Source organism: Enterococcus sp. MSG3290 (assembly GCF_050555565.1).
GTDB classification, from domain to species: domain Bacteria; phylum Bacillota; class Bacilli; order Lactobacillales; family Enterococcaceae; genus Enterococcus_B; species Enterococcus_B faecium.
In genome coordinates this window covers 1,086,657-1,112,019 of record NZ_CP187862.1, presented here as the reverse complement: position 1 = coordinate 1,112,019, position 25,363 = coordinate 1,086,657, and the positions used below count along the sequence as shown (strand labels likewise).

Genomic DNA, 25,363 nt, shown 5'->3' with positions numbered 1-25,363 from the left:
TTACTATATTGTTAATGGTCATTTTAAAATGACGTTTTTGGGGCATGCCTATAAGTAGAGCATGCAGGCGTTTAAATAACTTGCATTGGTATTGTTTGATTAGGACTAGGATATGATTACTTCTGTTAGCCTAAAGCTTTTTAAGGGCTCATACCATACTCCAGAAGACTCCTTTTCGAGTTATATCGAATTGATAACTAAAATTGGAATTTATTAAATATTTTAATGACCGAATACCCACATTCTAAGATGACCAAAAAACAATTTAATTATTACTGCTATTTTTAGTTTACATAATGCACATTATCCTAAGCTCAGATTTTCTATAAACTTTAGCACGAGTAAAAACTCCACAAATTATAAATACATAAGGATAATCACTTAAACAGGAGACGTCCCTATAAAAGTGATCAACCTCATGCATTGATTTAACATTTAAAGTAATTAAATAAAGATTAACTCTTCTCCATCAAAGCATGTACCCTAGTTACTTCTCTTAACAGTTCTACTAAAATTGCTTTATTTTTTCTTAACTGATTGGAAGCATCATTTGAATCGGATAATTTATTCAATACTTTACTTATCTCAAAAGTATTTCTAGTAGCATTCAAATTATATTGACATGTTCTTTTTCCATTTTTCTCAGTAACAATTCTATGAGAGACAGGCCATAGCGTTATGGTATTGTAAAAGTAGTCTAAATAATATTTGGACCATACGATTAGATTAATACCATATTCTGAATAAATATGTTTAATGAACTTTTTGGATTTCTGGCTTAATTTATATTGAGAAACTCCTAGACCACAGTTTCTGTTACATATTCCATAGTAATCTTTGGCAAACGCTAGGATTTCTAATGGATAATCGCTTAAATAAGAGTACTTATTTGTTATTTTAGTGTATAAATCATAAGAGAGTTTATCCCAATCATACTCATCTGAAATTAATAAGAAATAGTCTATATCATCAAGTATTTTAGATAGATTTCTATTCATTTTTATATTGTACTGGCAAAAAATTTTAATTAGCCAACGCTGGATGGACTCACTATATGAATCTATTTCATACTGATAATTAACATTTCTTCTCAGCTCTTTCAATTCTTGATTCTTTTTAGGAGTTTTATCTTCTTCCAATAATTTATAATAGTCAAAGATATAATTAATCAGTTTTTGAATACTCTCGTCTTTGTTTTTTAAATTTGTTTCATCAAATCCGTCATGCTTTTTTCTAAGTTTAATGTAATCTTCTATTTTCATACTGAATCACAGGCTTGTTTCATATATTCTTCATATAGATTATCATCAACTGGTGCAATTTCCTTTTGCCAATAGTACATAACCAATATTTCCAATATTTTCTTTTTCCCTCGAATATAAGGTAAAGTTGACAATTGAGAATAGATAGTATCGATATTAAATTTATTTTTCTTTGCTTTCATAGGGTTATAGCACTTTCCAAATTCTGAAACATCATAAGTTCCTACTGGCCAAATATGTTCATATTTATAAAAATTGTTTGCATATGTCTGCGCCCAGATAAGTAAATTTACTTTATACTTATTAGCTGTTTTTACTACATAACTATCAATTTTTTCGTTAAAACTTGCTTCCTCTTTTTGATCAAATTGATAATTGTAGTTTAATACTCTATGTTGATCAATAATAAATTCATAAAGTTGTTCTATATAATTTTCCATGAAGGGATACTTTTTTATCAATTGTGAGTAGCATTTATATGAGTATTTTCTAAAACTCTCAGGTGAATTAGTCAGTAAAAAAACATCAATATTGTTTAATAATTTAGGGATTTGCTGATTCAGCTTTTTATTATATTGAGTATAAACTTCAATAAGCCATCCTTGGACACTAGATGAATATTTTTCTATTTGTCTTTGATACTTTGCTACCTTCTCATCATTTTCAATTTGTAAAAATTGAGTCTCATCTATATTGATATAGGTATTAAAATAGTCAAAAACATAATTTACACAATCTTGCAGATTAGTTTCCTTCATACTTAAATCCAGCAAATTTTTCTTGTCATCCTTCAATCTTTGTTCAATAAACTTCTCTAATGTAATCATAAGAACCTCTTTCTAAATAAAAATTTTAAGAAAAAGCTTTATTTAATAGTAACAAATTCTGAAATACTTTCTTCAGTAAATTAATCCTTTTTAAACAACATGTATAACACTAAATTTAAAGTTAATATCTTTCATTTATTTCCTTCATAACTACATTCATGACCATCTTCAAGTACATAAGCAGTTTGAAGGATGTCTAGATAACTTTAGTAAAAATCAAACAATCTTCGTTTTGTTATATGCAAAGACTATTCAATTATAGGCGATTATTATGAAACATATTGAAAGTTCAAACTTAACCAAATTTAGCGTACATATATCCCTTAATATCTGAAAATAGGTATTCCAATTTAAAAAGTTCTCGGTATTTTGGATTGATACTCTCTACAGCAACATCATAAGCCACTTTATTTAGACATTCTTTTGAGCAACATGATCCTGAATCTTCCTCAAAATGAATAAGTGAGTTGGGTATAGTATTATAAGAATTTATCCAGTAACGATCCTCTCCCTCTCGTACATCAAACTCTTTTAAACAATTTTTACAAACATAAGGTCTGTTTGACTTCCTCATGTTGCTTTTTCTCATTCTTGTTTTGTTGATATTGATAAGATTGATTGGATAATTACTCTTAAAACTATGACCACTACTTAAATTATTCAGTTCATTGACTAAATTTGCTTTTTTTATGGAAAGATTACTTTTATTAGCTTCTTGAAATTCAATTGTTTTTATTAAAGAACTAACAATTTCTTTCATATTATCTACTGTCAGAACCTCTCCATGACTATCCATCAAATATAGATGTCCTTCATATTCAACAAAATTGAATGAATGATTGTTTAACATTCTAACACTCCGTTCTATTTATATTTAATAATATCATTTTTTATTAACTCTTAAATCTAAACTAGATGATCATAAAGCTTAATCCAAAGAATTTATTTATTGAAATAGTTTATTGCATATAAATCTCCTTAAAAATCCATGCTACTTTGAGAAAATCATACACTATTATGGATAACCAGAACATCTCAAAATTTGATAAAATAAAAATGTAATCTCTTAAGAAGCATACCAGTCATATAAAATATTACTACAGGGATGAACTAGAAGTACTTCGTTATTTGGAGTAATGCTTGATACTTTAAATAGTGTTGTCATTTCAATACTTCTTGATACTCTCTATATGACCACAATAAGCTGCGCAAGCATTAAAATATTGTCCGATTGTTCCATTCTGCCGTAGTATCATGACTCCTTTGTTACATTTAGGACAAATTTTTATATTTTTAGGCAAAGAACTCAATACTTGATATTTCAGCATCATCTCTGGAATTAACTGATTTAACAGTTTTAAAAGTTCATATCTGCCATACCACTCGATTTTATGTACTTTTTCATTTTCAGCTATTTGTTTATAAGCATAACTATTAAAAAAAGACGAAGTGATAAACATCTTTTTAGTCCAGTTTTTGTCAGATATTCCTGCAAAAATTTTTACGTCATTATCAGTGATCAATCGCTCCTCTTTCGTGCTATTTAAGCGCTTTGATTTTGCTTGAACCGCTATACGCTCATTTTCTTTAGTTAAAATCAAATCTACACCACCATCGCCAGTATAGACACGCTTGTCTTTTTTATACCTTTTTTTAGTAATTTCAACTTCATATCCAGCCAACCGAAACACCGCGGCTAAAAATCTCTCAAAATGATCCCCTTGTCTCACTCGATCTCGAATACTACTTCCAAAATCCCTATCCATATCGCTTACGAAATCTACGACAATTTTTTCATCATTATTTAGTGCAAATGATACTTCTTCTAATCCCTTTTTTTCTTCTGGGATAATTTCTTGAATCTCTGTTTCATCTTCTGGCTGACTCGATTTTCCATTTAACTTCTGTAAAAATTTTAGAACCAATTTATTGTCTCCCTTCACAAAGTTATATATCACTTTTTATTGTAAATTATTAACAAGAGTATTAATTTGTTTGACCATAAAAAAATGATTTTTTTGTGAAAGGAAGATTGAACTTTCGAACAATATAAAAATGCATGAGATATTCCACTTTATAGGGATGTACCCTTGAAGAATCTCATGCATTTTTTGATATGAAATTTAAAAAAATTTACTTGCTAGAAAACTGTGAAAAAGAACTTCGTGCAAATGTAAGTGTCAGCATCCTCATGGCGAATGATTGAGCACTTCCTCATGCGTTAAAAAAATTTAGAAATTTTGACGAAGTAGCCAACTACTTTTTCCTGAGCAAGGCAGCACTAAGAAAAAAATCCTCCAGTACTTGGGATTTACTGGAGGACGTACTTCAGAAGAATCATAAAAAATGAATCAGATATGCTACGGCGGCTGTAATAAAATCTAATGTTTAAAATATACATTCGTCTTATTTAGAGTAAAATAATTCTAACAATTACACTAGGATATAAAACACAGAGCATTACCTCACCAATAACTCTCCAATCAAAACCACTTCATTTACGACTCTAGTGAATCATTACTTTTTTATTTAACAATATTTTGCTTTTAAAAATTGTGCTACTTCACTTATTTCAGGATATATAAATCCATGGGTTATCCCAAAAAGTTCTAGCTCTTCTAAAAATTCACTTTTTTTATTGTATGGAATTCTAATGATTACCTTTTTTCCTGTATTTGATTCAACTCTAAAACAATTCAGTTTATTTAAGTTTTTTTTATTTAATGAACATATTATGAATGATCCAAACTGTTGAGATATACGCTTGTTATCTCTTGTTGATACAACAAAATAGTCTTCTTTAAATGTTTGTTTTTTTATAGCTTGTATGAAAGCTGGCTTTTCCAAAGAAACTTCATGTTTCAAACGCTTTACTTCTTCTTTATTATTGAAATCATCATCACTTATTGAACTATCATTTGCGAATTCTATTATATTTTCCTTCACACATTGATCAAAAAAAGAAAGAGAGGCAATTATTGAAACATTATCACTACGGGTATACTTTATTTTATCACTGGAAAAAACGATTAATTCACCATCTTTATCAAAATTATTTTCTACAGCAAAAAATAAAGCTACAAGTAAGTTTTGTGTTACATCTAAAAGTCTAGTTGGCAAACCATAGTGTTGCATTTTTTTTAAGATATTTAAATGATTATTATTTGAATTTTTATATTCTTCTGGGTTTCTAGCTAGTGACTCTTCACATAATAAATGTTCGTTTAAATAACTTTTCTCAGTTCTATAAACCGAAGGGATTAATTGATAATTTATATCTGTATGGCCTCTAAAAAAAATTTCATCATCATTATTATTTTGTAACTTTTTAATTTCCTTTATTCGTTCTGTAATTCTTTGAATAGAACTTCCAGTCCAAATTTCCACTATATTTTTATAATATATATAATCATTTTCTAAAACTAATTCTTCACGAATCTTACCAGTATATTCAATCTTGCCTTTATTAAAATATATTTCGTTATTTTCCCCATGTTTAGTTAATTCTTTGATAATATAGATTCTTACTAATTTTCTGTAATTTTCAGAATCCATAATTGTTTTAAATATTTGTTGTCTCCTATCTTTAAAACTATTTTTTTCCGAAAATTGGAGCAAATGAAGGGTTATTAATACTTTTTTGTCATTCATATCCAATTGATTAAATTCAATATTTTCTTTTTTAAATACATTGTCTATATCCGTTAATAGTTTGTACGTCTCTTCTCTAGAGGAACTTAACAACTTACTCATTATAGCGTGAATTTTTCTTCGTTTTTTATTGTATTCTGGAATTGTATGATAATTCACTTTGAGATCCGTCTTTACCAAAGAGGCAATAATTACTTTAATATTTATATATCCATCTCTAAATAATTTTTCAAAAAAAATATCATGATAACTTTTTATAATAAATTCACTATCACTTTTAAGAGGTTCCTTGTCAAAAAAATAAAAGAAAAACATAATTTCAATTCTCCTATACATATATTTATAAAAATAGAATTCTAAAGGTATTTTTACTTTCTACTGATTTTATTTAGAAATATTTTGTTTAAATTTATTAAATTCGTTATTTTTAAATTGGGCTTCTAATAGTTATTCTTTACAAGAAGTATATCAATTGTCACTATTACTTCTTAAAATTTTTGAAATTTCCTCAATCGTATAAGCAGGTCTCTTTCTATGAATCATTGCATGACAGTTTGGACAAACAGGCTTCATGTCCTCAATCGGATCAATTTCATAAAATTCATCAAGCATACTTAATTCTTTTTCATGATGAACATGAATAAACTCTTTGCCAATTTCCCCGTAAGTTTCTTCAAAATTGAATTTACAGACTACACATCTATATCCATAATGACCTAAACATGCTTTTCTTGCTCTTGGATCTCTTTCGTAAATATTTACATATCTGTTAATTTTTCTTCCTTCTAAAAATTTTTTTCTTTTTAAAGTTTGTTCTTTAACTGTAGCCTGATCCATAGACGGGATCATTTTCCATGTTATCTCGGTCGTCTCTTTATCGTTGTAATCCACCATAACTCCTAACCCTTTGTATTCAAACTCAGGATCATTACTATTTTCTCTAATAAAAATATGAACTGGAAATTCTCCACTTACCATCTTTTGAATAGTAGGAGAATTAAAAGTAGTATTTTTCTTAGCATACCAATATAAGATGTTCCCTTCTATACTATTGTTATAATCATGTCCAGTTCTACCTGCAGATAATATATTAGTGAAAATAAAAAATTCATCTTCATGACGAACATACCCCGTGCTCCAAATCCCACCAATTTTTTCAGGTTCAGAATATCCTAGGAGCTTACGTATTTCTTTTCTAGAATATTTTTGCTCAATATTAAAGTAATGCATTGTGTCTCCAATCTGATAATATTACATTTAATTACTTATAGAACTTACTTGATGTTTAAGTTAGCTGTTATTAATAAGTCACTTTTATTATACATCAGTTCAATTAATATATAACATATTTATCAGAAAGTTTAAGTTTGATATCATTACTGTAATATACAATCAAAAATAACTTCAGATAATTCTAAATTTAAATATTCTAAAGATAAATTTGCAGATCAAAACGATGTACTTATATAAACATAATATCCCCTTAACATTATCTATTCTATTCCATCCAGAGCTAATTCTATTAAATAAAACAATAAAAAATACCAACTAGATTTCTCTAATCGGTATTCTGTCTAATATTGGGCTCTTGTTATACTTTGTCTATTTTTATTAATAAATAGAATTACGTGTAAAATTTTATATTTTTACAGTTTTTTTACTAGCTATAGTTTGATTGAACTTTAATTTCATTTCATCAGCAACTGCTTTGATCATTGGAACAGCAACGCTATTTCCAAATTGTCTATACATCTGAGTTCTAGAAACAGGAATAATAAAATCATCAGGAAATCCCATAAGTCTTTTACATTCTAGCTCTGAAAATAATCGTATACCAGTTTCTCCCCCTTTTACAAAAGTACCCGTCAATCTTTGAATTTTATGGTAACTTGCGACTAAAGTTTTTACTTGAATTTTTGAATTTCGGTCCACGAGTTGTGGTTTACCATCATCTTTTTTAAATAAGTAACTTTCTTGCAAATGTTTAGAAATTGAATACCCTGAAACTTCCGTCTCTAATATTTCTCCCACAGGTTTTCTTTCGTTTTTATTTCCTTCTGGAAAGGTAAAATTATCTATTCCTAAATCATTTCTAAACCCTACAATTACTACTCTTTTCCTTACCTGTGGTAATCCATAATTTTGGGCATCCAGTACATCAGAGAAAACTTGGTAACCAGCTTCTTTTAGCGATTCAATAATCACTCTGAATGTTTCACCATGCTGAATAGTTAATAGACCTTGTACATTTTCTAGCAAAAACATTTTAGGCATATGGTGTTTTAATATTCTTAGTACATCAAAAAATAGTGTCCCTTGTGTTTCATGGCCAAAACCTTCTCTTTTGCCAATCATGGAAAAGGGTTGACAAGGAAACCCTGCTAAAAGGACATCGTGTGCTGGGATTTCCGAAGACATAATTTTGGTTATATCTCCAGCAGGTACTTCGCCGTAATTCGCTTCATAAGTTTTTTGAGCAAATTTATCCCATTCTGAGCTAAAGACACCTATTGTATTTTCATCCTCAAAACCTTTTCTAATTCCTCCTATACCTGCAAATAAGTCAATAAATTTCAGCTTTTCTGTCATATTTAATGCTTTCCTCTCATTTTCAATAAACTCTAAACCTTTCTCCAATAGGTAAACACACTTTTTATTAAAACTTTTACAATCTATTATACTTAATTCTGAAAGTCGTTGTTCCAATGGAGGAGGTAAATAGATATTTTTTGAAATTTTTTTCTTTTATACATTTTCTTCCTGCACCTTCTCTATGTCCACCTCTCATATACACGTACCTCCTTCCAGAACGTTTGTTCACACAAGTATACTATTTTATTTTTGATTTTTCAATTTGTTTTATCTATTATCCATCCGTACTAGACTATTATATATTTTGTGAGATAATTATAATACAATAAATTAATAAGGATGATTTGTAATGACTTATAAATACAATAAAGGTGAATGGTCAGAACTATATACATTTTTAAATGTTTTAGCTTCAGGTGAACTGTACGCTGCTAATGAAAAACTTGAAAAAGATACTTCAACTAAATATAAAGTACTTTCTGCTTTTCAAAAAGATGTTGAGTATGTTCGTAGTGAAACAAATAGTAAAGTATTTTTTGAATATAATTCCACAGAATACGAGATTCCATTTGATCAGTTTGATGAATATAGTAAAAAATTATTTAATGGTATAAAACAAGGAAAGGGTAGAACATTTTCAATAAAAGAAATTGATTCTTTTATTGATGCTTTGAAGATCTCCTCGCTAAAAGCCGGTTCAAGAAAAAAAGGAGATCTCTTGATAAAAATTGATGACATTTTTACTGCACAATATCAAAAGCTTAATTTTAGTGTAAAATCATATATTGGAAGCAAGCCTACTTTGTTAAATGCCTCTGAAGGAACTATACTACAATTTTCGTTAACCGAAAAAATACCTGATAAAAATATAGATCTTATAAACGATATTAGTACTCCAGCAAAAATCAAGGATAGGATATTAAAGCTTAAAGAAATGGGAATAGGCTTAAACTATCACGATGTGCCCTCACCTATTTTTAAAAAAAATTTACAAATGATTGATTATAGATTACCTGAACTCATATCTAAGCTATATTTAGAGTCTTATTTTGTACCAGGAAAAAGAATATCTGCAGTTGTAGATTCATTTTTAAAAAATAACCCCAGTGAAGATAAAGATATAATAATCTATAAAATCAAACAACTCTTAATCGCTGCAGCTTTAGGAATGGTTCCTCTCACACCATGGTTAGGATTAGAAGAAGCAAACGGTGGCTATATTGTTGTTAAGGATAATTCTGATGTGTTATGCTATCATATCTATGATAGAAATAGATTGAGTGAATACCTTTATAATCATACTGCTTTTGATACTCCTAGTACTGGTAGAACATCTGTAGGTAAAGTTATAAGAAACGAAAATGGGGAATTAGGATTTAATCTAACTATGCAAATTAGATTCATTTAATATACTAAGTTCTTAACCTCAATGCATTATAAAGAATTTAATTTAAAGTCACAGTAATAGCAGATATGCTCGCAAAATGGGATATGGATGTACGCAGAAACCTTATTTTCTGCGGGATTTATTGTTTCTATCATTGAAATTCTTTCTCCTTACGTCGAAAAGTCGTGCCTGTTTTCGACCTTCTTAAAATCGCGTTCAAGCACCAACTCATTGAAATAAGCCGCATATTTAGAATCAAGGAAACCTAGTTCTAAAAATGCTTGCTTATTGTCATCGGAGCTACACGGTGCTTTTACAGCCTCTCGATAAACGGTAATCGCAAAGCTGACCTTCGCCATTAAGTCAAAATCTGCAAAAATATGAAAAGCTATTTTCACAGATTCCTCCTTAAGTGCTCAGACCACAACGCTTTGCTTACAACCTCTCATATACGCATACTAAACGTATTTGGCGAACAAATCCACTAAAAAATCCAAGAATCGACTTCTTGGATGATTTTTTCTTTCATTAAACTGGTTACCTAGTTATATATCTCTAGGGTTGTTTTCATGTCTGAGTGCCCGATATGATTTATTTTTCGTTTCTATAATTACTTTTTGCCTTCCAGTTTCTTTTAATATTGTACTCAAGCAAGTGGGAATTGGTTCTTTTGTCATCCATGTATGCAAAATGTTATAATGCTGGTAAACAAAAATGATTACCTGTCATTTTTATTTAGTTCGTATTTAATTAAGTTGACTATCTGTATACTCTGTCTAAAACTTAAGAATTGTTGTTTTCGCTGTCGCTACCCAATTTTAATGAATGTCTGTAGGTTAAAACTGTTGTCCTTGTTATAGATAGTAAAGGAGAGCTTGAAAATGAAAACTGCGATTACGTTTCTATTAGAGGAATATGCCGATTGGGAAGGTGCTTATATTACTAGCACACTAAACCAAAATGAGAAATGGCAAAACAAAACTGCTTCTATCCAATCAGAGGTCACTTCCATTGGAGGATTAAAAACAAAAATCGATTACTTAATCGAACAAATACCTGAAAAAGTTGACCTTTTTATTATGATCGGTGGCAATTCATGGGACATAAAAAATCATCATTTATATCAAATAATCGATAAATTGTTAAAAACAGACGTACCAGTAGCTGCTATTTGTGGGGCAGTTGATTATTTAGCTCAGAGCGGATTATTGCAAGGTTACAAACACACCGGAAATGCGCAATTTCCTTGGTTAGAATCGGAAAATTATCAGAATAAAGAAGATTTTATAGAACAACAAGCTGTGAAAGATCGTAATTTGATTACTGCGAATGGAACAGCTCCTATAGAATTCACAGACTTGATTCTTCAAGCAGTCCATTTTGAAACAGAAGAAATAAGAGAAAAAACGATTCGTCTATACAAACTTGGATTCTATGATTACTATAAAAAGTACGGAGATCCTTTCTCCTAATCATTCTCTTCAATTAAATACTCCTTATCAATAGTGTGACAAGTAATTTTACTGATGATTATTTGTCACACTTTTTCTGACATTTATCAAAGAAGATACACTCTATTTATATTCATAGACAAGGTTTTACGGATTCAAAAATTCAGGATTATGCTATACTGGTATTAAAAAAATAATGAGGTATTTTATATGAAAAAGTTAGGTTTTATTTTATTGTTGGTCTCTTTATTCCTTGTAGGATGTACGTCTCCTAGTAAAGAAAATAGTGATCCATCTGCGACCACAGACAAAAGTTCAATCAGACAAATCAGTTCAGCTGAAAAATCAAGTACTCAGAAATCAGCTTCTACTGAAACGAATACATCTTCAACAAGCAGTAAAGTCTCAGAGCCCAATACTTCTTCTACATCTAGTAGTACAGTTGAGACAAATATTTCTTCTTCAACAATAGACACAACCTCCTCACAGTCTTCTCAGTCAATAGATCCGTTAGCAGGATATTCTGATCTACAAATTGAGTACGCACGTGTTTGGCTAGCTATTAGAGGTAATACTTTTAGAGATACATCGGGTGATTTCGAATTACATGTTATTCATTATCCTGCAGGAACACCTATCGCCCCTTATGATGCAGGGAGTGCAGTCTATCCGAAAGATGTGGTTATGCTCACTGGGAAATACAGTTACCAGGGAGTTTTAGTGTATTCAAGTAACCATGACGGGACAATCACTAGTTATCCAGTTCCTTCACATTGGCAAATGCCTGCAGATCAAACATCTTATCCAGCGTTCATTAGAGAAACAACTCAAGAAATCATTGATAATGCATCTGTAGTAGCTATTCCTACAGGAAATCCAAATGATGTGAAACAGCTGATCAATGTGATAGTTATAGATAATTAGACTTTCTAATATGTTATACAAAAAGAAGCTGACAGCATTTTGTCAGCTTCTTTCACTTTCTTTTCTATTTAGATTTATTGGTCTTTGATAGACTCCAAGGCAGGAAAAAATTTTTTAAATAAACGTTTGCAAAACAGTCGCTTTTCTATCTTCTACCGCTACTTCTGCATAGGCACCATTAATCAATGTCAGTTGTGGCGGTACATGACCACAATCAATATCATACAAGATCGGTAGTTTTAATTCCTTTGACAGATCTTCGTATACATCCTTCATTTTATAATCTAACAAATCCTCTGCCGCACTTCTACCGAACATGATCCCCGAGCTGCCATCAAACCAGCCTGCCAGTTTCATCTGAACAAGTGATCTTCTTAAATCAACTGACGATAGCTCACAGTTTTCTAGAAACCACAAGATCGGCTTTCCATCATTATACTTTCTTTTAAAAGATTGGACATCTCCATAAGGAGTACCGATTAAATGCCTGATCGTATCAATACAACCACCTAATAATCGTCCCTTCATCCTTACTGCATCTCCGCTGACTGATTGCCAATTTGTTGGTTCAGTGAGATGGAAAACAGAAGATGATGAATGCTCATGGGGCCACACTTTTTGATACTTTTCAGAAGATTGCTGTAGAATCGATTCTCCTTCTCTTGTTTTCAGTACACTTTCCCACATTGCTGTCGTTTCATCCAAGTACTCTCCTCTTAAATCAATAAGGTTAGTTCCATGTGCAGTGGCTATCCCTGTTTTTAATGTGACAGCAAGTAGCAACGTACTAATATCTGAATAACCTACTATCCATTTTGGTTGTAGAGCATCAAAATCGACAAAATCGAGAATCTCAATCAATAATTCTCCTCCCCAAGGCGGAAAGATCATTTGGATATTTTCATCTTGCATCATTTGATTGAATTCATCTGCTCGTTTTCTTGCTGGACCTGATTTTTCCTTATCTTGCGTCCAAAGCGTCTTTCCAGTAACTACTTGGAAAGATTTTTCTTCCATTCTCTTTAAAGCTGATTCGAGTAACGAATGGTGTTCCTCTGATACGCCTGAGGATGGTGCAGTAACCCCAATCGTTGCATTTCTTTCTAATAATGGATAACTTATCATGTTGCTTCACCTCCAAGTATGCACTATTTTACTTGGTTAATTGTTTTTTTCGTTTGCCGGCATCAAAAATATCGGCATCTCAAGTAGCTGGATGATTTTGTTTAAGTCAACCGTTTGGATGACCATCGTTTGATCTGGTCTACCTGGTGCAAAAACAAGTTTTTCATTTGATAAGAGCTCTTCATCAATAATAATCGGAATCTGTTTTTCATAACCAAACGGAGAAACAGCGCCCTGCTTTTGTCCCGTTTGTTCTTCCATGCGTTCTGATGAAACAATAGAAAGCCTTTTACCGACGATCTTCCCTAATGCTTTGAAATCCGTTTGTTTCGTAGTAAAAGTCAGATATACGTAGTTATTATCTTTTTTATCTTTTAAGAATAAGCTTTTGGTCTCTGTACCTGTAAATCCTTGTTCTTTCTTTATTACCAAAGCATCTTCATTTGTATAAATGGCTCGATGATGATACAACTCAAAATATATATTTTCGTGTAAGAATTTCTTTGCCAAGTCAATCATTTTTATGTCTCTTTTCTATTTTACTATTTGAGACATCTTATCATATAAATATAGCGGTTACAACATTACTTGTGTTTTGTTCGTTTTTTATACATAACTATTGTTTTTCTGGTAAAATAAATCAAACCACTTAATGGAGGCGTTTTAGAATGGAAAAATTTCAGCCGATCATCAATCAGATCAAAGAAAAAGAACATCAACAAAAGATCAAAGACCTTTTTGCTAAGATAACAGAAACGTATCCCCAGCTAGACACAACTGTAAAATGGAATCAGCCTATCTTTACTGACCATGGTACCTTTATTATTGCATTTAGTTTTGCTAAAAATCATTTTTCTATCGCACCGGAAAAAGCAGCGATTCGTGCCCTTGAAAAAAATATCCAAGAAGCAGGCTACGTATATACGGATAACGTCATCAAAGTTCCTTGGAAAAGTGTAATCAACTGGGAATTGATTGAACAATTGATTTCATTTAATATTGAAGATAAAAAAGGTCATGATAAATTTTGGCGATAAAGCTTTATACGAATAAACCCTTTACTGGCGAGGAAACTATTCATCACCTTATACAGGTTTTGTTCAATCCTATCCTTTTTATCATCCCTGGTTAAACACTTAATTGACAAAGTATCTGCTATTTTTATAAGGAGTCTTTCTTGTGCTGAAAAAAATCACTGATTGAATGGCTTTGAATTTTCCACTTAGTAAAATTATTTTTTCAGCAATTTTCCTGCAAAACTTTTGAATAAGGAAAAAATACGAGAAAATATCAGCGATCTTTCATAATACTGCCCATTATTTTCAGGTATATTTAAATATAATATCACTTTAGGAGAGAAGGAATTTCTTTAGAGAAAGAAAAGTTAGAATTTTCTGACTTGATTTTTACAATGACCTTAATTAAAATCGTTCTTTCTACATTTCGTGATTAAGCAAATATCAACTAAGTCAGTAGAACCATTCACATAGGAGGGTGAACATTGAAAGATTTTTACTCAGTAAATGAATTAGCCGAACAATTAGGTGTTACTACACGTTCTATCAGAAATTATCTTCATGAAGGAAAACTAAAAGGAACAAAGGTTGGCGGGCAATGGAAATTTTCTGAACGTAATCTTTTTGAGTTCCTTTACGGAGATCAAGCAGAGGAAGCAGCAAAAGAAATGCAGCGATTCATGCTAAATGCACCAATCACGATGCGTTTCAACCTTCAGTATCGTGATTTTACAGCAATCAATCAATTCCGAGAACAATTAGTCCAGTACCATAACGATGTTTACGCAAATAAAAAAGACCGTCTTTTACAATACGATCTTTATAAAGACAATCATGCGGAGATACTAATCGGTGGTAACTTCAATTATGTCGTAAACTTTAGTCAATGGATCAATGAAAAATTATTGATCCAGACAGATATTTCCCTTGTATCTTAAACAATTAAAAAGCGCTAGAAATTCCAGAGATGTTGGAAATTCTAGCGCTATTTTTTTATAAGTACTTACTGTTTGATTCAAACAAATATTTTTTTAATAAATGAGATTTTACCATCTTTATCCTCAAATAAAAACCGTAACCATGCTTCCTACTACGATCAGCAATAATCCGATAATCGTTAATTTTTTTTCTTTTGGTGTCTTATTTTCATGCAGGATGTACATACCGCCTAATGTAGAGATAACTACGTTTAGCTGTGTAATGATATATGCAGTAGCAACCCCATTTTCATTTGCTGAAAAAATATAAGCCAATGCTGACACACTAAAGATGGCTCCAACGATCGTTGCTTTCCAACTCTTGTCTTCAGAAAATGCGGTTGGTTTACGGAAAATCACATAAATCACTGCCCCTAAAAAGACACCGATCATTTGCGGAAAGAAAATGGAAAGTCCGCTTGCATCAACTAGTTTGGGCAATGCACTGTATACCCAATAACCAATACTTGTTGATGCTAATAGACTAATTCCTTTTGTGATACCGCCTTTTTTTCCAGGATCATCACTGATTGCCGTTAAAGCAGAACCAAATACAAGAAGAATGATTGCTGCTGCTCCAATGATTTTCCCCATACTTCCAGACCATTCTCCAAAAGCGAAGACACCAATCAACGAGGTTCCGACTAACTGTAATGCAGTCGAAATTGGCATCGTTTTAGAAACACCAATCAAGTTGAAAGATGTATACTGTCCTGTTTGTCCAATAACCCAAAATGCACCAGAAAGTAAACTAATCAAAAATGTAGTCACTGAAATACCAGCTGGAGAAGCGAATAATTGAACGAGTAAGCCGACAAGCACCGCTCCAATACCAGTTCCTAATATCTCATTTGTTGGTCTGCCACCAATCTTTTTCAAAATCAGTGGCTGGATCCCCCAGCCAACTGCAGGGATCAATGCAATCAATAAACCCATTTTTATTCACCCTTATCCTTTTCCACCTTGGAAAGAAGGATATAAAGTCATCCCACCATCTGCAAATAGTGTAATACCTGTAACATAACTGGATTCGTCTGAAGCCAACCATGCAGCTGTCGCCGCTATTTCTTTTGGTTCACCTACGCGTCCTAGTGGGATCATACTTTCCAAGAGTTCTTTTTGTTCAGGATCATCAAATTTTGCCGCATTAATAGGTGTACGGATAGCACCAGGGCCTATACTATTGATTCTGATTCCCTTCGGTGCATACTCCATTGCTACCGTTTCGGTAAATAATTTTACCCCGCCTTTTGAAGCAGCGTAATGAGCAAACGTTGGCCATGGGATCTGTTCATGAACAGAAGACATATTGATGATATTTCCTTTTTTATTATTCTCTGTAAAGTAATTTAAAGCCGCTTTCGTTCCGATAAAAACGCCAGTCAAATTGACTTTTAACACTCTTTCCCAATCTTCAAGGCTAAGTTCATGGGTTGGATGCTGATTTTCCATCCCAGCATTATTAACCCAAACGTCCAGTGTCCCAAAATTTTCTAAAGCCGTATCAAGTAAACGCTGTATTCCTTCTTCAGAACTGACATCTGCTTGTACAGAGACAGCTTTTCCGCCTGCCTCTTCGATTGCTTTGACTGCTTTTTCTGCTCCTTCTTTATCCGAGTTATAGTTGACAACTACATTCATTTTTTCTTTCCCGAATCGTTGAGCAATCGCTGTTCCAATCCCCTTTGAGCCACCAGTTACTACTGCGACTTTGTTTTCTAATTCCTTGTACATAGTACCCACTCCTTTTTCATACCTAAACCTGTTATTACGGATAACTTTTATTTCCGTCTTAAAGTGAGTGTACACCAAGATATATAGTCTAAAGCAAATGATACGCTCTAGCAATCGTTTTCATGAATTGCTAGTGTCCTTTTATTTCTATAAAGAAAGAGGTTGTGACAGAAGTGGTCAGCTTCAAGAAATTTCGGCTTATTTCCGAAGAAGCTACTTCTGAAAAACCATTTATTTGGAAAAAAAGGCTGTGACAAGACTTTTGTCACAGCCCCTTTCCTGGGCTTATTTATCACCCATTTTATTGTAATTGCTAGTTATACATAAACAAGAGATTTTATGCATAATGTTTTATTGCTGAGAAAAATATTCAGCTGTTGCTTGTTCATCCTCTTTGAGTTGTTCAATCAATTCCTCTACACTAGAAAATTTCACTTGATCTCTTAAAAATTGATTCCAGCGTACTGCGACATGTTCACCATAGATATCTTGATTAAAATCCAAAATATACAATTCTACAGTCAGCTCCCGTCCTTCACCGAATGTATCATTATGTCCAATTGAACCCATGGCTGGATACCAAGTTTCCCCAATTTTTATTTCCGATACATAAACACCTTCTTTAGGCAAATGAACTGTGCTCTTTACTTTGACATTTGCTGTAGGGAATCCTAGTAGTCTGCCTCGTGCATCGCCATGGACAACTACCCCTTCTACCTCATATGTGCAACCTAATAGTTTTGCTGCTTCTTTTACTTGTCCGCTGTCTAGTAATCCTCGAATACGGGTAGAGCTGATTTTTTCACCTTGTTCTTCTTCTTTAGAAACTGTGACGATTTTGAATCTTCCTTTGGCATATTCAGGAAAATGAGCGACATCTGCAATGTCTTTTGGTCCATACGTATAATCAAAACCGGAAACAGCATATTTTGCATGTAACCCTACGATGTATTGATCAACAAATTCCTGCGGTGCTAAATGAGCAAAAGAAGAAGTAAAATCAACTTCATATAAATAATCTATACCCAAAGCGGCCATTTTTTCTTCTTTTTGCTTAAGGCTAGTCAAATATTTCACGCTGCTAGGATCGATCTTTTTAAAGACAATAGATGGATGCTGATTGAAAGTCATCAATGCTAATTTCAATCCTTCTTTTTGTGCAATTTCCATACCTGTCTTTATGACTTTCTGGTGTCCGATATGCACGCCGTCGAAAAATCCCAGCACTAAAACGACATCGTCTTCTGGAATTTGTTCTGATTGGTAAGGATGTCTGATCTTGATGATATTCATTCGTTATTCCTCATTTCTCAATACTTTACTAGGTTTTAATTTGTTTTTTTCTTTCGGGTTTGGCTGATAGATACTGACAACTTTTCCTTTATAAAACAAAGCAATTTCTTCTGACGGCATTTCTGGGAGCGCAAATACAGTATAATCAAGTCTCATACCGTTTTTTACTTTCTGCCATACTTCATCAGTAATATCTACTCGTTTGAACCGTTCCACTCCTTTTTCTATTGGCAGCAAACAATCATCGATTGTCCCATTTTTCACAGCTTGAGCTACTTCTTCTAATGTCAGAGCATCTTTCTGGGACATACCGGCACTTGCTGTTCGGGTCAGATCAGACATGTGCGCAGGGTAACCAAGTTTCTTGCCTGTATCTACAGCTAATGTGCGGACATAGGTTCCTTTCCCGCATTCTACTTCGAAGCGCCAAGAAATGGTTCCTGTCACTTCGTCTCTTGTCAATTCACTTGTCCGGATAAAACGGTAAATCTGAGCCTTTCTAACAGGACGCTCCACTGTTTCATTATTGCGGGCATATTCATATAACCGCTTACCGTTGACTTTTACCGCTGAGTACATTGGTGGTATCTGGGTGATCTCACCAATAAATGAAGCCATCACTTCATCTATTTTTTTTTCAGATAAAGACATATCTACTGGTTTTGTTTCTACCCGTTCTCCGGATCGATCTTCCGTCGTTGTACTGAAACCTAGAGTTATCTCGCCTACATAGATTTTCCCAGAATCTGTCAAATATTCGATAACTTTTGTGGCTTTTCCAATACAAATGGGCAACACACCGTCTACGTCTGGGTCAAGCGTACCCCCATGTCCGATTTTTTTCGTATGTAAGATTTTTCTTAATTTGAATACGCAATCATGACTTGTCATTCCGCGTTCTTTCCATAAAGGTAATAACCCGTCCATGTCTTTTCTCCATTTCATTTTTGATTTAACTGAATTATTATAACACATTGCATCAATTACTGACGAATTTGACATCATAATGAACGGTTTTTATTTTTCGGCAATAAAAACGTAACAAAATTCATGCTCACGTAAATAGAAATCATGTTATGCTTTTTTAAAGGAGGGAATAGAATGGAAGATTTTTTCTTTGCACCATTTGATTGGATTTATGGGTGGCTTACAGGTAAATAGTTTGGTTTTCACTTCCCAAAAACGAAAAAAAGACTGGCCATTCTTCCAGTCTTTTTTCCGTTTTTTTTATTTATTTTTTCAGTTTCTTAATCAATGTAAAAAATTCTGTTTTGCGGGATCGATTTTATCATTTTATTGGTCAAGATTTTTCCATTTCCAATCCAATACTTCTGGCAGATCAATACCATTTTCACGAATATAGTTTTGATGTTCTTGTAATTTCTGATCCATTTTTTTCGCAAAATCTTCTGCTTGACTTCCTTTGATTTTTAAAGCTGCGTCTTTTGCCAAATGATAACGATCAAGTTCATTTACTACACGCATGTCAAATGGTGTCGTGATATCTCCATTTTCTTTGTAGCCATGAATCATTAAATGATGGTTATGACGATCAAAGAAAATCGTGCGGACCAATGTTTCATAACCGTGGAAAGCAAATAAGATCGGTTTGTCTTTTGTAAAATATTGATCAAATTCTTCATCGCTCAACCCACGCGGATCTTGACTTGGATGACGTAATTTCAATAAATCTACGACATTGATGAACCGAATTTTCAGTTTTGGGAATTCTTCCAGCAGCAAAGTTACAGCTGCTAATGCTTCTAAGTTAGATTCCGTTCCTGCAGCAGCAATGACCAATTCAGGTTCCTCCTCTTTTGCTGTCGAAGCCCAATCAATGATTTTCAAGCCTTCATTCACTAAGACGGCTGCTTCTTCTGCTGAGTAAAATTGAGCACGCGGATGTTTGGAAGAGATGATCAAATTGATTTTTTCTGACGAGCGGAATGCTTTATCCATGACTGCGAGCAATGTATTTGCATCCGCAGGCAGATATTCACGGATGAACTCCGCCTTCTTTTCTGCCAAATGTGTCAATATTCCTGGATCTTGGTGGCTATATCCATTGTGATCTTGCTGGAAGACTGTTGAGCTTGCAATGAGATTTAGCGAAGGATAATCATTTCGCCAAGAAAGGTCATGTGATTTCCGCATCCATTTGAAGTGCTGAGTCAACATAGAGTCAACCACTCGCAAGAATGATTCGTAACTTGCAAAAAAACCATGCCGTCCAGTCAGAACGTACCCTTCTAAGAACCCTTCATCTTGGTGTTCCGATAATTGACTGTCGATGACGCGACCAGATGGCGAAAGCCATTCATCATTTTCTGGTTCGATTTTTTCCATCCATTGGCGATTTGTCGTTTTGAAAACTTGATTCAATCGGTTTGATTTTGTTTCATCTGGTCCAAATATACGGAAATTTTCTGGATTTTTCTCAATGATCTCGCGAACGAATTTACCAAGTTCGGTCATATCTTCTGCTTTAACGGAGCCTGGTTTTTCAAATTGCAAAGTATATTTTTTCCAATCTGGCATAATAAGCGGTCTTGGATCGATTCCACCATTGGTGATAGGATTTTTTGCCATTCTTTGGTCACCAGTAGGCGCGATTTCTCTGATTTCTTCTAAAATACGTCCTTGTGCATCAAATAATTTTTCTGGTTCATAGGATTTCAGCCAACGGAGTAAAGCATCTGCATGATCCATATGTTCTTGATCTACAGGAATCGGTACTTGGTGTGCTCGGAAGGTTCCTTCAATTGGTTCCCCGTCCCATTCTTTTGGACCGGTCCATCCTTTTGGTGTGCGTACGATCAATACTGGCCATTTTGGCATCACGACATCTGTTGCTGTCTTCAGGCGAGCTTCTTTTTGGATGGATTTAATTTTCTCGATTGCTTGATCCATTTTTTCAGCCATAACAGGATTTAATTTTTCTGAATCATTTCCTTCAATAAAGAAAGGTTCCCAGCCAAGTCCGTTAAAGTAATTTGCTAATTCTCCATCTGATTTACGTGCCAAGATCGTTGGGTTGGCTATTTTTGCACCATTTAAATGAAGGATCGGTAAAACAGCTCCATCTATCACTGGATTGATAAAGACATTTGAGAACCAGCTTCCAGCTAAAGGACCGGTTTCTGCTTCACCATCACCAATCACGACAGCAGAGATTACTTCAGGATTGTCTAATACAGCTCCGACTGCATGTGAAAGAGAGTATCCAAGCTCTCCGCCTTCATGGATAGAACCTGGTGTTTCTGGTGCTGCATGAGAAGCAATGCCTCCAGGAAATGAAAATCGTTTGAATAATTTTTGCATTCCTGTCTCATCTTCCGTTACTTCTGGATAGATCTCTGTGTAACTTCCATCTAAATAAGCATTCGATACCATGACTTGTCCGCCGTGTCCTGGCCCTTCAATATAAAACATGTTCAAATCATATTTATTGATGACTCGGTTCAAATGGACATAAATAAAATTTTGGCCAGGAATCGTTCCCCAATGACCGATTGGATGTTTTTTGACATCTTCTGGTTTCAGTGTACGTCTCAGTAAGGGGTTATCTTTAAGATAAAGTTGCCCAACAGAAAGATAATTAGCAGCACGCCACCAAGCCGTCATTTTATCAAAGTATTCTTTACTAGAATAATCCATACATAACACTCCTTTTCATTATTACTCTTATTCTAGCGCAGATACTCCCAATTGAAACCTAATAAGCACTTCTGTTCATTTGTTTGGATTTTATATCTAGCCAAATGAACAGGTATAAAAAACCACGAAATTTTTCCTTTCGCTGACGTTTTTTACATTGATCCAAAAAACTTGTCGTTATCACAATGGCTGTTCCGCAGTTCATTTCGCTCCTCATCATGCATAATTTGCTGAATGACGCTGGGCCAGTTAACACATTGCTGGAAAACTGGGGCTGGATCGAGCAATTCCTTTCCTGATTGATCCGTTTTATGTAAAAGTCTCTGTTATCTTTGTCAATATGTGAATTGGTATCCCAGCTACTATGCTAATTTCTACAGGGATTATCCAAAATTTGGATCGTGACCAAATCGAAGCGGCGTAATCGGAAATATCAATAACTTCAACGTGATTTTTCTTTTAACTGTCAACGGACCGACAAACTCAAACTTTTATGGTGCAGGTTCCACTGATCTTCTAGTTACTTGGCTATACCTGACTGTCACTAAAATAGATTACAATCTAGCTTCCGTTATCGGTATCTTGATCTTTATCTATATGCAAAAATTTATATACTACTAGAAAAAAGAAAGTCGAATTTTTTACTTTTCTTTTTCTCTTTTTTGGTTAGCTGACACGCCGCAAGACTAAAGTCATGGAACTCTTAGGTAATACGTCTTAATGAAAACAAAAAAATCCCGCAACCCCTGATTTCACAGGATTTGCGGGATTTTTTGATTAGTCTTTGTTCAAGTCGCGAAGCAATTCATCGATATGGTTGCCATAGACAACTGATTCATCAAGTTCAAAGAACAATTCAGGTGTCTTATAAATACTTAGATTGTGCCCTAACTCTCGACGAATCAATCCTGATGCTTTATTCAATCCATCTTGTGCTTTTTTCTTATCTGATGCTAAGTCAGATAAAATGCTGTAATAGATCGTTGCTTGCTGTAAGTCCCCCGTAACTTTCACATCTGTGATCGTTACGTTCTCCACACGAGGGTCACGGACCTTTTTGCGCAAAATATCATTGACTTCTTTTAAGATTTCTTGACCGACTCGGCGGTCACGGTAGTTAGCCATAATGATTGGCCTCCTTTTATCAGTTTTTAGTCATTTTTGACTTCTTCCATGATAAATCCTTCAATTACGTCATCTACTTTGATGTCATTGAATTTTTCAATCATTGCACCACATTCATAACCCATTTTGACTTCTTTCACGTCATCTTTGAATCGTTTCAGACTTGCAAGTTGGCCTTCATAGATTACGATTCCGTCACGGATTACACGGACACCGCTATCTCTACGAATATATCCTTCTGTTACATAGGCACCTGCAATCGTACCAACTTTAGAAACTTTGAAGGTTTCACGAACGATCATTTGACCGGTGATTTTTTCTTCAAATTCAGGGTCTAGCATCCCTTTCATCGCAGTTTCGATTTCTTCGATGGCTTTATAGATGATACGGTGAAGACGAATATCGACTTCTTCAGTATCAGCTTGCACTTTTGCCTGCGGTGTAGGACGAACGTTGAAACCGATGATAATAGCGTTGCTGGCTGCTGCTAAGGTTACATCACTTTCATTGATTGCTCCGACAGCTGAATGGACGATTTTTACACGGACACCTTCCACATCAATCTTCTTCAATGATGCAGCCAGTGCTTCTGCTGAACCTTGTACATCTGCTTTGATGATTACGTTAACTTCTTTCAATTCGCCTTCTTTCAGGCTTTCAAATAAGTTATCCAAAGTCACACGGCTTGTGGCAGCACGGTTTTCTAATAATGCACGTTTCGCGCGTTCTTCACCCGCTGCACGTGCTGTCTTTTCGTCTTCGAAGACTACGAAACGGTCACCTGCTTGAGGTACATCATTCAAGCCAGTGATTTCTACTGGCGTTGCAGGTCCTGCTTCTTTATCGCGACGGCCAAGATCGTTTGTCATTACACGGACACGTCCGTAAGTATTACCGACAACGATTGGGTCACCAACATGAAGTGTTCCTTCTTGGACAAGTAAGGTTGACACAGGACCTTTACCTTTATCAAGACGTGCTTCGATCACTGTTCCGATTGCGCGTTGTGTTGGATCTGCTTTTAAATCTTCTACTTCTGCGACTAACAGGATCATTTCCAGCAATTCTTCGATGTTTTGGCCGAATTTCGCTGAGATCTCAACAAAGATCGTTTCTCCACCCCATGCTTCAGGAATTAACTCATACTCACTTAATTCTTGCATAACATGTTGAGGGTTTGCACCTGGTTTATCAATTTTATTTACAGCGACGATGATTGGAACGCCTGCAGCTTTGGCATGGTTGATTGCTTCAACTGTTTGTGGCATGACGCCATCATCTGCAGCAACAACTAAGATCGTGATATCTGTGATACTTGCTCCACGTGCACGCATACTTGTAAAGGCCGCATGTCCTGGTGTATCCAAGAAAGTGATTGGTTTACCATCAATATCGATCTGGTAGGCACCGATATGCTGTGTGATTCCGCCGGCTTCGCCGCTTGTTACACGTGAATGGCGTAATGTATCCAATAAAGTTGTTTTCCCATGGTCTACGTGTCCCATAATCGTTACGACTGGCGGACGTGAGACTAATTTATCTGGATCGACTTCTTCTGCCTCGAAGAATTTATCGATATCAGCAATGTCAACTTGGACTTTTTCTTGTGGTTCCATGCCATAGTCCGTCGCTAACAGTTCAATCGTATCTTTATCCAGTGCTTGGTTTTGATTGACCATGACACCAAGCATAAATAATTTTTTAATGATTTCTGCTGGCTCACGATGAATTTTTTTCGCAATATCTGCTACGTTCATACCTTCAGTATACTCTAATACATCTGGCAATTCACGGAATTTGCGTGGTGGTACAGCTGGTTTAGTTGATTGTTGCTGTTTGCCTTTTTTACCTTTTTTATTATAACGATTACGGTTATTATTATTAAATTTGCCGCGATTGTTATTGTTTGGTTTGTTGTTATTGTTAGTACGGTTTTGATTGCCGCCTTGGCTCGTTCCTTGACGATTTTGGCTGCTGGTATTTCCCGTATTATTTTGGTTTGTTGTTGGTTTTTTTCCTTGATTCACTTGACCGCTCCCTTGACCGCGATCTTGATAACTGCGGTTATTTTTATTTTTTTGTTGATTGTTCGTTGTTTCTTTTTTACGTTGATCGTTCGGCTGTTGATTGGCTGGTTTTCTGCTTGCTTGTTGTGCAGCTTGTTGTTTCGTGCTTGGGTTTTTGAACGCTTGTTGCAATTTCTTCTCATCATTGCTAGTAATCGCACCCATATGGTTTTTCACATCGATGCCAAGTTGTTGTGCTTTTTCCACGACGTCTTTACTAGATTTTTTGAGTTCTTTTGCTAATTCATAGATTCTTTTGTTGCCCATGCAATCACC

At 34.1% G+C, this 25,363-nt stretch carries 22 protein-coding genes and 1 pseudogene; 6 read left to right on the top strand and 17 right to left on the bottom strand.

Annotation, left to right across the window (positions count from 1 at the left end; translation table 11 throughout):
- Nucleotides 1-455: 455 nt before the first annotated feature.
- From IGL31_RS05275 to IGL31_RS05245, 7 genes are all read right to left on the bottom strand, one after another.
- A complete protein-coding gene (locus IGL31_RS05275; RefSeq protein ID WP_086300017.1) occupies nt 456-1,262 on the bottom strand; it encodes a hypothetical protein in 807 nt (268 codons plus the stop codon).
- Nucleotides 1,259-2,089 carry a hypothetical protein gene (locus IGL31_RS05270; protein ID WP_086300016.1) on the bottom strand — a complete coding sequence of 277 codons (831 nt, stop codon included), beginning with the start codon at nt 2,087-2,089 and terminating at the stop codon, nt 1,259-1,261. Before IGL31_RS05270 ends, IGL31_RS05275 begins: the two co-directional genes overlap by 4 nt.
- Nucleotides 2,090-2,384: 295 nt before the next feature.
- The gene (locus IGL31_RS05265) at nt 2,385-2,939 is read right to left on the bottom strand and encodes a hypothetical protein (protein ID WP_086300015.1); all 555 of its coding nucleotides are present in this window, start codon (nt 2,937-2,939) and stop codon (nt 2,385-2,387) included.
- A gap of 316 nt (nt 2,940-3,255) precedes the next feature.
- Nucleotides 3,256-4,014, bottom strand: coding sequence for a restriction endonuclease (locus IGL31_RS05260; protein WP_086300014.1), 759 nt, complete (start codon nt 4,012-4,014; stop codon nt 3,256-3,258).
- Between the two features lie 604 nt (nt 4,015-4,618).
- A complete protein-coding gene (locus IGL31_RS05255; RefSeq protein WP_242617249.1) occupies nt 4,619-6,055 on the bottom strand; it encodes an FRG domain-containing protein in 1,437 nt (478 codons plus the stop codon).
- A 153-nt stretch (nt 6,056-6,208) separates the two neighbouring features.
- Nucleotides 6,209-6,970, bottom strand: a complete 762-nt coding sequence (locus IGL31_RS05250) for a DUF3427 domain-containing protein (protein ID WP_086300012.1) — start codon at nt 6,968-6,970, stop codon at nt 6,209-6,211.
- A gap of 408 nt (nt 6,971-7,378) precedes the next feature.
- Nucleotides 7,379-8,377, bottom strand: a complete 999-nt coding sequence (locus IGL31_RS05245; protein ID WP_240186353.1) for a DNA cytosine methyltransferase — start codon at nt 8,375-8,377, stop codon at nt 7,379-7,381.
- A gap of 304 nt (nt 8,378-8,681) precedes the next feature.
- On the opposite strand from IGL31_RS05245, the gene IGL31_RS05240 reads away from it, so the two are divergent.
- Nucleotides 8,682-9,740: an HpaII family restriction endonuclease gene (locus IGL31_RS05240; RefSeq protein WP_086300011.1), complete on the top strand. Its 1,059-nt coding sequence runs from the start codon at nt 8,682-8,684 to the stop codon at nt 9,738-9,740.
- 149 nt (nt 9,741-9,889) lie between these two features.
- Here the strand turns inward: IGL31_RS05240 and IGL31_RS05235 are convergent, their stop codons facing one another.
- The gene (locus IGL31_RS05235; RefSeq protein WP_002299642.1) at nt 9,890-10,117 is read right to left on the bottom strand and encodes a hypothetical protein; all 228 of its coding nucleotides are present in this window, start codon (nt 10,115-10,117) and stop codon (nt 9,890-9,892) included.
- Between the two features lie 483 nt (nt 10,118-10,600).
- Here IGL31_RS05235 and IGL31_RS05230 point away from each other — a divergent pair, with 483 nt between their 5' ends.
- Together IGL31_RS05230 and IGL31_RS05225 are read left to right on the top strand one after the other, a co-directional pair.
- Nucleotides 10,601-11,191, top strand: a complete 591-nt coding sequence (locus tag IGL31_RS05230) for a type 1 glutamine amidotransferase family protein (protein WP_002289535.1) — start codon at nt 10,601-10,603, stop codon at nt 11,189-11,191.
- Between the two features lie 189 nt (nt 11,192-11,380).
- Nucleotides 11,381-12,094 (top strand): hypothetical protein, encoded by a 714-nt coding sequence (locus IGL31_RS05225; protein WP_086300010.1) that lies wholly within the window; start codon nt 11,381-11,383, stop codon nt 12,092-12,094.
- Nucleotides 12,095-12,208: 114 nt separating this feature from the next.
- Here the strand turns inward: IGL31_RS05225 and IGL31_RS05220 are convergent, their stop codons facing one another.
- The gene (locus IGL31_RS05220) at nt 12,209-13,219 is read right to left on the bottom strand and encodes a S66 family peptidase (RefSeq protein WP_002317625.1); all 1,011 of its coding nucleotides are present in this window, start codon (nt 13,217-13,219) and stop codon (nt 12,209-12,211) included.
- A 36-nt stretch (nt 13,220-13,255) separates the two neighbouring features.
- Entirely contained in the window at nt 13,256-13,738 is a 483-nt protein-coding gene (locus IGL31_RS05215; RefSeq protein ID WP_002294466.1) for a YbaK/EbsC family protein, read from the bottom strand.
- A gap of 149 nt (nt 13,739-13,887) precedes the next feature.
- On the opposite strand from IGL31_RS05215, the gene IGL31_RS05210 reads away from it, so the two are divergent.
- Nucleotides 13,888-14,256, top strand: a complete 369-nt coding sequence (locus IGL31_RS05210; RefSeq protein WP_002338374.1) for an iron chaperone — start codon at nt 13,888-13,890, stop codon at nt 14,254-14,256.
- Nucleotides 14,257-14,720: 464 nt separating this feature from the next.
- Nucleotides 14,721-15,173, top strand: a complete 453-nt coding sequence (locus IGL31_RS05205) for a helix-turn-helix domain-containing protein (RefSeq protein WP_002296526.1) — start codon at nt 14,721-14,723, stop codon at nt 15,171-15,173.
- A gap of 123 nt (nt 15,174-15,296) precedes the next feature.
- Here IGL31_RS05205 and IGL31_RS05200 read toward each other — a convergent pair whose 3' ends face one another.
- From IGL31_RS05200 to IGL31_RS05180, 5 genes are all read right to left on the bottom strand, one after another.
- Nucleotides 15,297-16,148, bottom strand: coding sequence for a GRP family sugar transporter (locus IGL31_RS05200; RefSeq protein ID WP_002288523.1), 852 nt, complete (start codon nt 16,146-16,148; stop codon nt 15,297-15,299).
- 12 nt (nt 16,149-16,160) lie between these two features.
- On the bottom strand, nt 16,161-16,946 hold the full coding sequence (locus tag IGL31_RS05195; protein ID WP_002288522.1) for an SDR family oxidoreductase: 786 nt from the start codon (nt 16,944-16,946) through the stop codon (nt 16,161-16,163).
- 351 nt (nt 16,947-17,297) lie between these two features.
- Nucleotides 17,298-18,239: a riboflavin biosynthesis protein RibF gene (gene ribF / locus IGL31_RS05190; RefSeq protein WP_002288521.1), complete on the bottom strand. Its 942-nt coding sequence runs from the start codon at nt 18,237-18,239 to the stop codon at nt 17,298-17,300.
- A 3-nt stretch (nt 18,240-18,242) separates the two neighbouring features.
- Nucleotides 18,243-19,166: a tRNA pseudouridine(55) synthase TruB gene (truB, locus tag IGL31_RS05185; protein ID WP_002288520.1), complete on the bottom strand. Its 924-nt coding sequence runs from the start codon at nt 19,164-19,166 to the stop codon at nt 18,243-18,245.
- A gap of 366 nt (nt 19,167-19,532) precedes the next feature.
- Entirely contained in the window at nt 19,533-21,896 is a 2,364-nt protein-coding gene (locus IGL31_RS05180; protein WP_002297397.1) for a phosphoketolase family protein, read from the bottom strand.
- A gap of 164 nt (nt 21,897-22,060) precedes the next feature.
- On the opposite strand from IGL31_RS05180, the pseudogene IGL31_RS05175 reads away from it, so the two are divergent.
- Nucleotides 22,061-22,517 (top strand): annotated as a pseudogene (locus tag IGL31_RS05175) (carbohydrate ABC transporter permease); the annotation flags it as partial.
- A 156-nt stretch (nt 22,518-22,673) separates the two neighbouring features.
- Here the strand turns inward: IGL31_RS05175 and rbfA are convergent.
- Both rbfA and infB read right to left on the bottom strand, forming a co-directional pair.
- The gene (gene rbfA, locus IGL31_RS05170; RefSeq protein WP_002294142.1) at nt 22,674-23,021 is read right to left on the bottom strand and encodes a 30S ribosome-binding factor RbfA; all 348 of its coding nucleotides are present in this window, start codon (nt 23,019-23,021) and stop codon (nt 22,674-22,676) included.
- Between the two features lie 26 nt (nt 23,022-23,047).
- Nucleotides 23,048-25,354, bottom strand: coding sequence for a translation initiation factor IF-2 (gene infB / locus IGL31_RS05165; RefSeq protein ID WP_002288511.1), 2,307 nt, complete (start codon nt 25,352-25,354; stop codon nt 23,048-23,050).
- Between the last annotated feature and the right edge of the window lie 9 nt (nt 25,355-25,363).